At 72.9% G+C, this 12,936-nt stretch carries 11 protein-coding genes; 10 read left to right on the top strand and 1 reads right to left on the bottom strand.

The window, feature by feature from the left end; translation table 11 throughout:
• The first annotated feature begins 5 nt into the window (after positions 1-5).
• Both OOJ91_RS03250 and OOJ91_RS03255 read left to right on the top strand, forming a co-directional pair.
• A complete protein-coding gene (locus tag OOJ91_RS03250) occupies positions 6-569 on the top strand; it encodes an RNA polymerase sigma factor (protein ID WP_266242186.1) in 564 nt (187 codons plus the stop codon).
• Positions 569-1,627 (top strand): hypothetical protein, encoded by a 1,059-nt coding sequence (locus OOJ91_RS03255; protein WP_266242188.1) that lies wholly within the window; start codon positions 569-571, stop codon positions 1,625-1,627. Before OOJ91_RS03250 ends, OOJ91_RS03255 begins: the two co-directional genes overlap by 1 nt.
• A gap of 49 nt (positions 1,628-1,676) precedes the next feature.
• Here the strand turns inward: OOJ91_RS03255 and OOJ91_RS03260 are convergent, their stop codons facing one another.
• Positions 1,677-3,068: a KamA family radical SAM protein gene (locus OOJ91_RS03260; RefSeq protein ID WP_266242190.1), complete on the bottom strand. Its 1,392-nt coding sequence runs from the start codon at positions 3,066-3,068 to the stop codon at positions 1,677-1,679.
• Positions 3,069-3,218: 150 nt separating this feature from the next.
• Between OOJ91_RS03260 and OOJ91_RS03265 the strand changes: the two genes are divergently transcribed.
• The 8 genes from OOJ91_RS03265 (at position 3,219) to OOJ91_RS03300 (ending at position 12,872) form a co-directional block, all read left to right on the top strand.
• Positions 3,219-4,268 carry a zinc-binding alcohol dehydrogenase gene (locus OOJ91_RS03265; protein ID WP_266245243.1) on the top strand — a complete coding sequence of 350 codons (1,050 nt, stop codon included), beginning with the start codon at positions 3,219-3,221 and terminating at the stop codon, positions 4,266-4,268.
• A 4-nt stretch (positions 4,269-4,272) separates the two neighbouring features.
• Positions 4,273-5,838 (top strand): amidohydrolase, encoded by a 1,566-nt coding sequence (locus OOJ91_RS03270; RefSeq protein ID WP_266242192.1) that lies wholly within the window; start codon positions 4,273-4,275, stop codon positions 5,836-5,838.
• Between the two features lie 34 nt (positions 5,839-5,872).
• Positions 5,873-7,432 carry a lysine 5,6-aminomutase subunit alpha gene (locus OOJ91_RS03275; protein ID WP_266242194.1) on the top strand — a complete coding sequence of 520 codons (1,560 nt, stop codon included), beginning with the start codon at positions 5,873-5,875 and terminating at the stop codon, positions 7,430-7,432.
• On the top strand, positions 7,429-8,178 hold the full coding sequence (locus tag OOJ91_RS03280) for an OAM dimerization domain-containing protein (protein WP_266242196.1): 750 nt from the start codon (positions 7,429-7,431) through the stop codon (positions 8,176-8,178). The genes OOJ91_RS03275 and OOJ91_RS03280 overlap by 4 nt, the downstream gene beginning before the upstream one ends.
• Entirely contained in the window at positions 8,175-8,582 is a 408-nt protein-coding gene (locus OOJ91_RS03285; protein WP_266242198.1) for a hotdog domain-containing protein, read from the top strand. Before OOJ91_RS03280 ends, OOJ91_RS03285 begins: the two co-directional genes overlap by 4 nt.
• A 4-nt stretch (positions 8,583-8,586) precedes the next feature.
• Positions 8,587-9,924 (top strand): glutamate mutase L, encoded by a 1,338-nt coding sequence (locus OOJ91_RS03290; RefSeq protein ID WP_266242200.1) that lies wholly within the window; start codon positions 8,587-8,589, stop codon positions 9,922-9,924.
• 484 nt (positions 9,925-10,408) lie between these two features.
• A complete protein-coding gene (lnt, locus tag OOJ91_RS03295) occupies positions 10,409-12,028 on the top strand; it encodes an apolipoprotein N-acyltransferase (protein ID WP_439117012.1) in 1,620 nt (539 codons plus the stop codon).
• A gap of 34 nt (positions 12,029-12,062) precedes the next feature.
• Positions 12,063-12,872, top strand: coding sequence for a polyprenol monophosphomannose synthase (locus tag OOJ91_RS03300; RefSeq protein ID WP_266242202.1), 810 nt, complete (start codon positions 12,063-12,065; stop codon positions 12,870-12,872).
• The last annotated feature ends 64 nt before the right edge of the window (positions 12,873-12,936 follow it).

Genomic DNA, 12,936 nt, shown 5'->3' on the forward strand with positions numbered 1-12,936 from the left:
TGGACGTGAGCTCAGGGATAGAGCATGGCGAGGACCGCTTCCGGCGGGTCTACGCCGAGACCTTCGAGTCGTTGTTGGCGTACGCGCTGCGGCGGGTCGCGCACCCGGAGGACGCGGCGGACGTCGTCGCGGAGACCTTCTTGGTGGCGTGGCGGCGCCGTCGGGACCTTCCGGCCGACGGGGAGGCGCGGTTGTGGCTGTACGGGGTGGCCCGGCGGGTGTTGGCCAACCAGCACCGTGGGGGTGTTCGCCGGCAGCGTCTTGGTGAGCGGTTGCGTCAGCAGATCGTCGCGTCGGTCGTCGATCCGGGGAGTGAGGTGCCGGAGCGGCTTGCCGTTCGGGCGGCGTTGGCAGGCCTGGCCGAGGTGGACCGGGAGGTGCTGATGCTCAATGTGTGGGAGGGTCTGCGGCCGCACGAGGTGGCTGCGGTGCTGGGGGTGACTCCTGCCGCGGTCCGGACCCGGCTGTCGCGGGCGAGGGCGAGGTTGCGGGGGCTGGTCGGTGACGATCCGGGGCCGCCCGGACATGTGCTCGACGTGCTGACCGCATTCATCGGGAAGGGGGACTGATGAGCGTCGAGGAGCAGTTTGACCGGCTGGTTCGGGATGCCGACCCGGGTCGGCTCGGTGTGCTGGGAGAACTCGGCGGGGTGAAGCAGGACCTGCTGGAGGAGATCATGTCCGAGTCGAAGCTCGATCGTGTCGTCGAGGTGCCGCGGCAGCGGTTGCGGGTGCGTGGTTTCGCCGGCGTCGTCGCGGCGGCAGCCGTCCTCGTCAGCGTCGTGCCGGTGTCCATCGTGGTGCGTGGGCAGTCCGAGGACCGAGGGGTCTCGCCGATAGCCACTGTCGACCCGGGTGTGGTCTTTTCGCCTGTGGCGATGGCGGCGGCGCAGCGGAACCCGCGGCTGCTGATCGACCGGTCTGGTTGGAGGGTGACGGAGCTGTCGGGGTTCACCGAGGAGCTGGGCATGATCCGTTTTCGCCGGGGTGGGCGGGAGTTGGAGATGAACTGGTATCCGGCGTCCGGTTATGCGGGTCGTTATGCCGATCGGCTCCAGGTGAATCGGCCGAAGTCGGTGCGGGTCGATGGCTGGCCGGGTGACCTGTTCGAGTATTCCGGCAGTGATTTTGCGGTGCTGACGCGTCCCCGCGAGGACGTGTTCGTGGAGATGAGGACCGACGGGGACTGGTCGCGTAAGGAATTCGCTCGGGTTCTCGCGGACATCGTCCGGGTGGACGCGCGGACGTGGTTGGCCGCGCTTCCGGCGGAGATGGTCATGCCGGTGGGGGAGAGGGCGGCGAAGGTGCTCGTCGATGTGCCGCTGCCGCCCGGGTTCGACGTCGTGGCGCTGGAGGACATCGGCGTGAGTGACTCATACCATTTCGGTGTGGATGTCACGTCCCGGGTCGGCTGCGGGTGGATCGCGGAGTGGCAGCGGGCGCGGGCGAGCGGCGACGAGGCCGCGGTGCGGCGGGCCGCGGACGCGTTGCGGGGCAGCCACGGGTGGCGGGTGCTGCGGGATCTGGACCGGGCCGGTGACTGGGCGGAGGTTTTCTGGGAGTACGCCGACGAGGTCGCGGCGGGGACGGTGCGGACCGGGTACGTGGGGGCCCTGGGCTGCCGGTGATGGGGGACGGCGGCACCCCGGGGGGATCCGGGGCGCCGCCGTCGGTGGGTCAGTCGTCGCGGTGGTCGTGCCACCACTGCTGGCCGTCGGCGGGGAGGGTGTCGATCGGGTCGTAGTAGGCGTAGCGCTTGTTGAGCGCCTCCAGGTCGGCGGACTCGATGGAGGTGCGGTAGTTCTTGGTCCAGTAGGAGATGCCGCGCTCACGGTCGTAGTCGGTGAGCATGTGCACCCAGCGTTTGCCGACGAAGGGCACGTCGCAGACGATGCGGGGGGTGGCGTAGCCGGGGAGGTAGCCCATGATGTCGTGCTGGAGCTGCTGGGCGTGCCAGACGGGGACGCGCCAGTGTTCGGCGTTGGGGATCATGTCGCACATGTAGAAGTAGTACGGCAGGATCCCGGCTTCGCCCTGCAGCGCGAAGCAGAGGTCGAGCAGTTCCGGGGTGGTGGCGTTGACGCCGCGCATGAGGACGCCCTGGTTGCGGACGTCGCGGACGCCGACGTCGAGGGCGGTCTGGGCGGCCTTGGCGACAAGTGGGGTGAGTGACTGGGCGTGGTTGACGTGGGTGTGGATGGCGAGGTTGACGCCTCGTCGTCCGGCGCTGCGGGCGACGCGTTCCAGGCCTTCGACGACGTCGGGTTGCAGCCAGTGCTGGGGGAGGCCCATGAGGGCCTTGGTGGCGAGGCGGATGTCGCGGACCGTCTCCAGTTCCAGCAGGCGCATGAGGTACGACTCGAGGTTGCGCCAGGGGACGTTGGCGACGTCACCGCCGGAGACGACGACGTCGCGGACGCCGGGGTGGGCCTTGAGGTAGGCGATGTGCGCGTCGTAGCGGTCGACGGGTTTGAGGGTGAGTTTGAGTTTGTCGACGGCGGGGGTGGAGTTGCCGACGAGGTCCATGCGGGTGCAGTGGCCGCAGTACTGGGGGCAGGTGGAGAGCAGTTCGGCGAGGACCTTGGTGGGGTAGCGGTGGGTGAGGCCTTCGGCGACCCACATGTCGTGTTCGTGGAGGCTGTCGCGGCTGGCGTAGGGGTGTGAGGGCCAGTCGGTGCGGCGGTCGGAGGCGACCGGGATCATGTAGCGGCGGATGGGGTCGGCGAGCAGCGCCTCGGTGGTCAGCGGCGCGAACGGCACCATCGTGTTGATCATTTGTGGCGGCACCAGCATGGACATGGTGGCCAGGGCCGACTGGTCGGCCTCGAGGTCGGCGTAGAAGGTGTCGTCGATGAGGTCGCCGAAGACGGCGCGGAGCTGCTTGACGTTCTTGACGCAGTTGACGCGTTGCCACTGGGCGGATTCCCACTGGTCGCGGGTGACGTGGCGCCAGCCGGGGAAGCGGGTCCAGTCCGGTTCGACCAGGGGGCGGCGGTGGTATTCGTAGGGCTGCCCGGCGGTCGGTGCGGCGACCGGGGCGTGACTGGGGTGCGGGATGGTGTGGGTCACGGCCCCTCCTCGGTGGTGCGGTGGATCGAAGCCCGAAGGCTACTGGAAAATATTCGGTACAGAAACTAGTCTGCCGTAAGTTTTCCCGTTACGCGAGCCCTGGCCGGGGCTTCGGGCGGCTGGACAGGGGAGGTCGGCGTGACGTCACCGGTGGGACTGCACCGCGTCGTGCAACCGGCGGGGGTGCTGCCGCAGGCGGCGTGGCGGCTGGACGCGTCCGCCGCGATCGCGCCGAACGAGGTGCGGATCCGGTTGCAGCGGCTGAACCTGGACGCGGCGAGTTTCCGGCAGTTGTCGGAGAAGCACGGCGGCGACGGGGATGCCGTGCGCGCCGAGGTGCTGGAGATCATCTCCACGCGGGGGAAGATGCAGAACCCGGTGACCGGCTCCGGTGGGATGTTGATCGGCACTGTGGAGGAGGCCGGTCGGCGGTCTCCGCTGGGGCTCAAGGCCGGGGAGCGGGTCGCCACGCTCGTGTCGTTGACGTTGACGCCGCTGGTGATCACCGATGGGCTGGCCCGCTGGGACGGGCGCAGCGAGCAGGTGCCGTGCGACGGGTGGGCGATCCTGTTCGCGCGGTCCATCGCCGCGGTGCTGCCCGACGACGAGGACCCGCAGTTGTCCCTCGCCGTGCTGGACGTGTGCGGGGCACCCGCGCTGACCGCCCGGGTGGTGTCGCGCTACGTCGCGGAGCGCGGGCGTGTGGGTGATCCGACGCCGGTGCGGGTCGCGGTGATCGGTGGGGCCGGCAAGAGCGGGTCGCTGTCCCTGGCGGCGGCGCGACGCGCTGGCGCCGCCCGTACCGTCGGGGTGGTTCCGGTGGCGGCGGAGCGCGACGCGCTGACGGCCGCCGGGCTGGCGTCGGTGGTGGCGTTGGCCGACGCGCGCGACCCGGTGGGGTTGTCGACGGCGGTGACCACGGCGCTCGGCGCGCCGGCGGACGTGACAGTGGTGTGCGTGGACGTGCCGGGGTGCGAGCACGGGGCGGTGCTGGCCACCGCGGACGGCGGCACGGTGATCTTCTTTTCGATGGCGACGAGCTTCTCCGCGGCGGCGTTGGGCGCGGAGGGGTTGGCGGCGGACGTGACGATGCTCGTGGGCAACGGGTACGTGCCGGGGCACGCGGAGTTGGCGTTGGGGCTGCTGCGGGCCGAGCCGGGGGTGCGTCGGCTGTTCGCGGCGCGGATCGCGGCAGACTGAGGTCATGACGAACCCCTCGACGTTGTACCGCGGCGGCGTGCTGCACTGCCCCGCCGACCCGAGCGCCACCGCGCTGCTGGTGTCCGGTGGGCGGATTGCCTGGTTGGGGACCGACGGTGACGCGCCGCCGGCTGACCGGGTGGTGGACCTGGGCGGGGCGCTGGTGACGCCGGCGTTCGTCGACGCGCACGTACACGCCACCGACACCGGGTTGGCGTTGTCCGGGCTGGAGTTGTCCGGGGTGCGCTCGGCGGGTCAGTTGCTCGATGCGGTGGCCGGGTTCGCGGCGGGGTTGCCGGCGGACGCGGTGGTGCTGGGGCACGGCTGGGACGAGTCGGGTTGGGCGGATGCGACGTTGCCGGACGCGGCGGCGTTGGACCGGGCGGCAGGTGGTCGGCGGGTGTACCTGTCGCAGGCGTCGATCCACTCGGCGTTGGTGTCGTCGGCGTTGCTGGCGGCGTGTCCGCAGGCGGAGCAGGCGGCCGGGTACGACGCGTCGGGTTGGTTGCGGCGCGACGCGCACCACGTGGTGCGGGCGGCGGCGCAGGGGTCGGTGACGCGGGCGCAGCGGGTCGCCGCGCAGCGGGTGGCCCTGGCGCACGCGGCGTCGTTGGGTATCGCGGCGGTGCACGAGTGCGGCGGTCCGGAGATCTCCGACGAGGAGGACTTCACCGGCCTGCTGGGCATCTCCGGGGCGGGCCTGCCGGAGGTGTACGGGTACTGGGGTGAGCTGGGTGGCGCCGCCCGTGCCCGGGAGTTGGGCGCGGTGGGCGCCGGTGGTGACCTGTTCGCCGACGGGGCGTTGGGGTCGCGTACGGCGCACGTGTCGCAGCCGTACGGCGACGGTGACGACTGCGGGCACGGGTACCTCAGCGCGGAGCAGGTGCGTGATCACCTGGTGGACTGTGCGGCGCACGGCCTGCAGGGCGGGTTCCACGCGATCGGGGACGCGGCGATCGGCACGGTCCTGGACGGGTTCGCGGCGGCGGCGTCGACGCTGGGTGTGGAGCGGCTGCGCGCGGCGCGGCACCGCATCGAACACGCGGAGATCATCAACAAGCGGATGATCGCGCGGTTCGTGGAGTACGGGATCGTGGCGAGCATGCAGCCGGCGTTCGACAGGTTGTGGGGCGGCGCGGGCCGGATGTACGAGGCGCGGCTGGGGTTGGACCGCTCGTTGGAGTCGAATCCGATGGGCGCGATGCACTCGGTGGGTGTGGCGTTGGCGTTCGGGTCGGATTCGCCGGTGACGCCCCTGGACCCGTGGGGGTCGGTGCGGGCGGCGGCGTCGCACCACAACCCGGCGCAGCGCATGGGGGTGCGTTCGGCGTTCGCGGCGCACACCCGGGGTGGGTGGCGGGCGGTGCACCTGGACGTCGAGGGTGTCCTGGCCCTGGGCGCCCCGGCGACGTTCGCGGTGTGGTCGACGCCCGCAGGGGTGGAGCGGGGCCTGCCGGTGCTGCTGGCCGAGGACCCGGAGGCGCGGGGTCCGGACGACCCGACGCCGCTGCCGGTGTGCCGGCGGCTGGTGCTGCGCGGTGAGGTCATCTACGAGGAAGGGTCGCCGTGAGCGAGCGTTTCAATGATGTGGCGGGGGCGACGGCGTGACCGGGAAACTTGACCTTGATCCGGTGTTGGTGGCGCGGGCGCGGGAGTTGGCGCGTCGCGCCGGGCAGCCGGTGGTCGACCTGGCCCGCAGCCACACGACGGTGTCGGTGGAGCGGGCGGTGCTGCGGTTGGCCGGGGTGAGCGGCGCCGACCCGGATGGCATTCCGTGGGTGAACCGGCTCGTGGACGCGGTCGTCGCGGACGTGGGGTTGGGGCACGGGGTGGCGGTGCCGGTGTTCGACGCCCTCGCCCGCGAGGGGATCACGGATGTGACGTTGCTGGCGCAGAAGGCCGCCGCCGGGTCGGTGCGGTTCGCGCTGCCCGGCGGTCGGTCGGCGACGGCGGCCCGGTCGGCGGCGCGCAGGGCGGTCGGCGCGGGTATCCGGCGCATCGACAGGCGGCGCGCGGAGCGGGACCGGCTCGTCAAGCGGCACGGTGACCCGGTGCAGCGGCCGTGGATCTACCTGATCGTGGCGACGGGGGACATCTACGAGGACATTCCGCAGGCGCAGGCCGCGGCGCGGGCCGGCGCGGACGTCATCGCGGTGATCCGCTCGACCGGGCAGTCGCTGCTGGACTACGTGCCCGAGGGCGCGACACGTGAGGGCTTCGCCGGGACGTACGCCACGCAGGAGAACTTCCGGCTGATGCGGGCGGCCCTCGACGAGTCGTCGAAGGAGTTGGGCCGCTACGTGCGGTTGACCAACTACGCGTCCGGGCTGTGCATGCCGGAGATGGCGACCCTGGCCGGGTTGGAACGTCTCGACATGATGCTCAACGACTCGATGTACGGGATCCTGTTCCGCGACATCAACCCGGTGCGCACGTTCGTCGACCAGCGGTTCTCCCGGCAGGTCCACGCCCGCGCGGGGATCATCATCAACACCGGTGAGGACAACTACCTGACCACCGCCGACGCGGTCGACGAGGCGCACACGGTGACGGTGTCGCAGCTGCTCAACGAGTTCTTCGCGCACGAGGCGGGTCTGGCGGACTGGCAGCTGGGCCTGGGGCACGCGTTCGAGATCAACCCGGAGGTGCCGGAGTCGTTCCGCCTGGAGTTGGCGCACGCCCTGCTGGCGCGGGAGTTGTTCCCCGACGCGCCGTTGAAGTGGATGCCGCCGACGAAACACATGACCGGTGACGTGTTCCGGGGCAACCTGCTCGACGGGTTCTTCAACCTGGCCGGAGCGCTGACCGGGCAGGGCATCCTGCTGGTGGGGATGATGACCGAGGCCGTGGTGACGCCGTGGCTGTCGGACCGCGACATCGCGCTGCAGAACGTGCGCTACGTCCTCGGCGCGGCCGGTGGGCTGCACGAGGACTTCGTGCCCGCGCCGGGCGGGTTCATCCGCCGCCGCGCCAACCAGGTCCTCGGCGAGGCCCTGGACCTGTTGGAGCGCATCGGGGAGCAGACGCTGCTCACGGCCATCGCGCAGGGCACCTTCGGGATCATGAAGCGGCCCGCGGACCGCGGCAAGGGCCTGTCCGGGGTCGCCGCGCACGAGGCCGACTACTGCAACCCGGCCACCGACATCCTGGAGGCAGGGGCGTGAGTACGCAGATCGTGCGGCCGTACGGGGACACCACCGGCGACGGGATGGTGCAGGTGTCGTTCACCCTGCCCGTGGCGCACGACAAGCGGGCCGAGGGCGCGGCGGTGCAGTTGGCCAACAAGATGGGCATCGACCCGGCGATGGTGGTGCACGCCAAGCCAATGGGTGACGGGTTCACGTTCTTCGTCGTGTACGGGCGGGTCAACCACCTCATCGACGTGGGCGCGGTGCAGGTGGTGGAGCGGGACTTCGCGCTGCTGTCGGCCAAGGAGGTCAACACGGTGGTCAAGCAGCGGCTGCGGCGCAAGCTGTCGGTGGTCGGGGCGTGCATCGGCACCGACGCGCACACCGTGGGCATCGACGCGATCCTCAACGTCAAGGGCATCGCGGGGGAGAAGGGCCTGGAGTACTACCGGGAGTTGAAGGTCACCAACCTGGGCGCGCAGGTGAGCGTGCCGGAGCTGGTGGAGGCAGCCCGGGTGGAGAAGGCCGACGCGGTGCTCGTGTCGCAGGTCGTCACCCAACGTGACGCGCACCTGCACAACACGCGGGAGATGTCCGCGGCGTTCCGGGAGGCGATGCCGGCGGGCCGCCGGCCCCTGTTGATCGTCGGCGGTCCCCGGTTCGACGAGTCGATGACCGACGAGTTGGGCGTGGACCGCATCTTCGGTCGCGGGACCACGCCCGGCGAGGTGGCCAGCTACCTCGTGCACGCCCTGATCACGCAGCGGAAGGCGAACGCATGACCGACACCAGGCTCGGGTTGACGGTGACGCACCGGCGGTACGTGCCGTACTCGCACGCCCACTACGCCGGCAACCTCGTCGACGGGGCGTACGCCCTGGCGTTGTTCGGCGACGTCGCCACTGAGGTGTGCATCCGCACCGACGGCGACGAGGGCCTGTTCGCCGGCTACTCCGACGTGCGGTTCACCGCGCCGATCCGCGCCGGTGACGTGGTGGAGGTGACCGCCCAGGTGTCGCGGGTGGGCAGCCGCAGCCGGACCCTGGAGTTGAGCTGCGCGGTGGTGTGCCGGGGCCGCCCGGACCGGTCCGCGTCCGCCGCCGAGGTCCTCGACCCGCCGATCGTGGCGGTCACGGCGACCGGCACCGTGGTCGTACCCGCCGCCAGAGTGAGTCGCGAGGAGTAGGCCGGTGACCCTGGCGGTCTGCGCGGACGTCGGCTCCACGTACACCAAGGCGGCGGTGGTGGACCTGGCCGCGGGTGTCCTCGTCGGCGCGGCGGCCGCGCCCACCACTGTGGGCAGCGACGTGCTGCACGGCCTGGACGCCGCCGTCGCGGCGGCCACCGCCGGGCTCGGGGTGCGCGACGTGCCGTGGTACGTCTGCTCGTCCGCCGGTGGTGGGCTGCGGCTGGCAGTGCTCGGCTACGAGGCCCTCGTCACCGCGCAGGCGGGCCGGCGGGTCGGGTTGTCCGCCGGCGCGCACGTGGTGCACGTGGCGGCCGGGCGGCTCGGCGCGGCGGACCTGACGGCGTTGCGGGCGGCCCGGCCGGACGTGGTGCTGCTCGTCGGCGGCACCGACGGCGGTGACGCCGACACGATCACCCACAACGCGACCCGCCTGGCCCGTGCCCGCTGGCGGATACCTGTCGTCCTGGCCGGCAACACCGACGTACGCGTGGAGCTGACCGGGCTGCTGGAGGCCGCCGGGGTGCCGGTGACCGGCGCGGACAACGTGTTGCCGCGCATCGGGGTGCTCGCCCCGGCGTCGGCGCGCGCGGCGATCCGCGCGGTGTTCCTGCGCCACGTCATCGGCGGCAAACGACTGTCGAGGGGCGCCCGGTTCGCGCGGCTGGTGCGGGCCGCCACGCCCGACGCGGTCCTCACCGGCGTGGAGGTGCTCGCCGACACCCTCGGTGGGGACCTCGCCGTCGTCGACGTGGGTGGGGCCACCACCGACGTGTACTCGGTGCTCACGCCCGACGAGCGGGCCACCGGGCCGGGTCGGGAGGTCGCGGGCAGCCTGTGGCGGGCCCGCACCGTCGAAGGTGACCTGGGTATGCGGTGGAGCGCCCCCGGTGTCGTGCGCGCCGCCGCCGAGGAGCGGCTGCTCAGCCCCGACGAGGCCGGCGACCTGGGCGCCGCCGCCGACAGGCGGGCCGCCGACCCCGCGTTCCTGGCCGCCGACGACGGCGAGCGGGCCGTGGACCGGCGCATCGCCACGCTCGCGGCGACTGTCGCGCTGCGCCGGCACGCCCGGGGGGCCGCCACCGGCGAGCGGGCCGGGCGGGACCTGCGCGACGTGCGGCTGCTGGTGGGCTCCGGTGGGGTGCTGCGGCACGCCCCCGGGGCCGCGTCCGGGCAGGTCCTGGCGGCGGTCCTGGCCGATCACGCGGGCGGGTGGGCGCTGCCGCGCGCCGCCCGCGCGGTCGTCGACGTCGACTACGTGCTGGCCGCCGGTGGGCTGCTCGCCGAGGAGCACCGGACGGCGGCGGCGGCGCTGCTGCGCCACCATCTGGGCACGCAGTGAGACACGCCGACCCGACACGCCGTGGCGCAACACACGACAGGCCGGGGGTGGGTTGACAGGAGACGGGGTGCAGCACGTACCGTCTTTGAGTCCTACCACGGGAAGCGGCTGTTGTTCGCTTCGTCCCTTCGTCCGCTGGCCGAGCGACATTTTTGAGCGTCATCGTCGCGGCGGCCAGGTCCAGCGGGCGGGGGTCGGCGGGGCGGCGCGAACCGGTCGCGGTTACCGGTGTACGGGCAGGGTGAGGTGCACGGCCAGTAGACAACGGCCCGGCGGGGGCAGCCAGTCCACCGCCTGGTCGGTCCGAAGGTCGGCGTGCTTCATCCTCGCCGCACCGGCCGGGGAGGGCCTGGGAGCATCGGGGCGCGGCGCGAGCCGCGCCCCGATTTCATGCCCGCCGGGCGCTTCATCCCCGGCCAGCCCGATGGGGTCGCCGGGCTCGCCGGCCAGGTAGCCTTCGCCAGGTGATCGAGGGGACGCTGCGGTGACGACGCTGGACCGGGACGAGACCCACACCCCGGCGGCGCCGCCGAACCCGGCCGCCGCCGGGCGGCCGCTGCCGCTGCGGGTCGCCGCGCCGATGGCCGTCGCCGCCGGGCTGGCCCTGCTGCTGGCGTTCCCGCCGTACGGGGTGTGGCCACTCGCGCCCGTCGGTGTGGCGCTGCTGGCCGCCGCCGCGCACCGGCGACGGTTGCGCGCCGGCGCCGGCGTGGGCTTCCTCACCGGGGTGGCCCTGTTCGCGCCGCTGCTGGCCTGGACGAACCTGCACACCGGCTACCTGCCGTGGGTGCTGCTGTCGCTGTTGCAGGCCGGCTACCTGGCGCTGCTCGGCGCCGCCACCGCCTGGGTGTCACCGCTGGCCGACCGTGGCCGCTGGCAGTGGCCGGCGCTGACCGGCCTGCTGTGGGTCGGGCAGGAGGCGCTGCGCGACCGCGCCCCCTTCGGCGGGTTCCCGTGGGGCCGGCTCGCGTTCACCCAGGACGACTCGCCGCTGCTGCGCCTGGCCGCGCTCGGCGGCGCACCGCTTGTCACCTTCGCCGTGGCCCTCGTCGGTGGTCTGCTCGTCACCGCCGTCTGGCGGGGCTGGGCGGCCCGCCGCGCCGGCCGCCCCGAGTGGTGGACGGCCGCGGCCGTGCCGGCCGCCGTGGCCGTGGCGGTGGGCGCGGTGAGCCTGCTGACGCCCGTCGCCTCCGCAGGCGGCGGCTCGGCCGTCACCGTGGCGATCGTGCAGGGCAACGTGCCGCGCCTCGGGCTGGACTTCAACGCCCAACGCCAGGCGGTGCTCAACAACCACGTCGACGCCACCCTGGAGCTGGCCGCGCGGGTCGCCTCCGGCGCGCAACGCCAACCCGACATGGTGGTGTGGCCGGAGAACTCCAGTGACATCGACCCGCTGCGCAACCCCACCGCCGGCGCCCGCATCTCGCAGGCCGCCGACGCGATCCGCGCCCCGATCCTGGTCGGCGCGGTGCTGCTCGGCCCCGGCCCCGGGCAGGTCCGCAACGCGGGCATCCTGTGGCGACCCGGCACCGGCGCGGACATGGCGCAGCTGTACACCAAACGCCACCCGGTGCCGTTCGCCGAGTACGTGCCGCTGCGCGACATCGCCCGCATGGTCAGCGACCAGGTCGACCTGATCCGCAACGACTTCGTGCCCGGCAGCACCCCGGGCGTGGTACGCGCCGGCCCGGCCGTGCTCGGCGACGTCATCTGCTTCGAGGTCGCCTACGACGGGCTGGTCCGCGACACCGTCACCGGCGGCGCGCAGCTGCTCGTGGTGCAGACCAACAACGCGACCTTCAACGCGGCGGAGGCCCGCCAGCAACTGGCCATGGTGCGGCTGCGGGCGGTCGAGCACGGCCGGCCGGCGTTGATGGCCTCCACGGTCGGGGTGTCCGGGTTCGTCGCCCCCGACGGGCGGGTAAGCGACGCCACCGGGTTCAACACCCGGGAGGTCGTGGTGCGGCAGCTCCGGCTCGACAGCGGGCGCACCCTCGCCACCCGCCTCGGCTGGTGGCCGGAGGTCGCCCTCGCCGGGTTGGCCGTGGCCGCCCTGGTCGGCGCGGGCGTTCTGCGCCGCCGCCAGCGGGTGGTCCCCGGATAGCAGCAGCCGGTACGCCGGCGGGAGCGGAGGAACCGTGATCCAGGCGACCGATACGATCCGGCGTCCGGACGAGGTGCCCGGCGTGGGCCGGGTGCTGGTGGTGATCCCCACCTACAACGAGGCCGACAACATCGCGGCGATCGTGGGCCGGGTCCGGCGGGCCGCCCCCGCCGTGCAGATCCTCGTCGCCGACGACAACAGCCCCGACGGCACCGGCGCGATCGCCGACGCCCTCGCCGACGGCGACGCGCACGTGCAGGTGCTGCACCGCGAGGGCAAGCAGGGCCTCGGCGCGGCGTACCTGGCCGGGTTCGGGTGGGCGCGTGAGCGCGGCTACCACGCGGTGGTGGAGATGGACGCCGACGGCTCACACGCCCCGGAGGACCTGCCGGCGCTGCTCACCGCCGCCCGCGACGCCGACGTGGTCATCGGGTCCCGGTGGACCAGCGGCGCGCGTGTCGTGAACTGGCCGCTGCGGCGGCTGCTGCTGTCGCGCTGCGGCAACCTGTACGCGCGCCTGGCGCTGGGCATGCCCGTGTCCGACGCCACCGGCGGGTACCGGGTGTACCGGATCAGCGCCCTGGACGCCATCGACCTGGGCTCGGTGTGCTCGCAGGGCTACTCGTTCCAGGTGGAGCTGTCGCGGCTCGCCCACCGGGCCGGGGTGCGGATCGTGGAGGTGCCGATCACGTTCGCCGAGCGGGAACACGGGGACAGCAAGATGAGCCCGCGCATCGTCGCCGAGGCGCTGTGGCGGATCACCCGCTGGGGTGTGCAGGACCGGCGGCAGGCCGTACGCCGTGGCCTGCACGGCACCCCCACGGGTCAGGTGCGGTGGCCGTGAGCGCGGCCGTGTCATGCTGGATGTGCGGTACGTGTCGGTGTGCCGCGGGATGGCGATGAGGTGA

This window comes from Micromonospora lupini (assembly GCF_026342015.1).
In the GTDB taxonomy this organism is placed as follows: domain Bacteria; phylum Actinomycetota; class Actinomycetes; order Mycobacteriales; family Micromonosporaceae; genus Micromonospora; species Micromonospora lupini_B.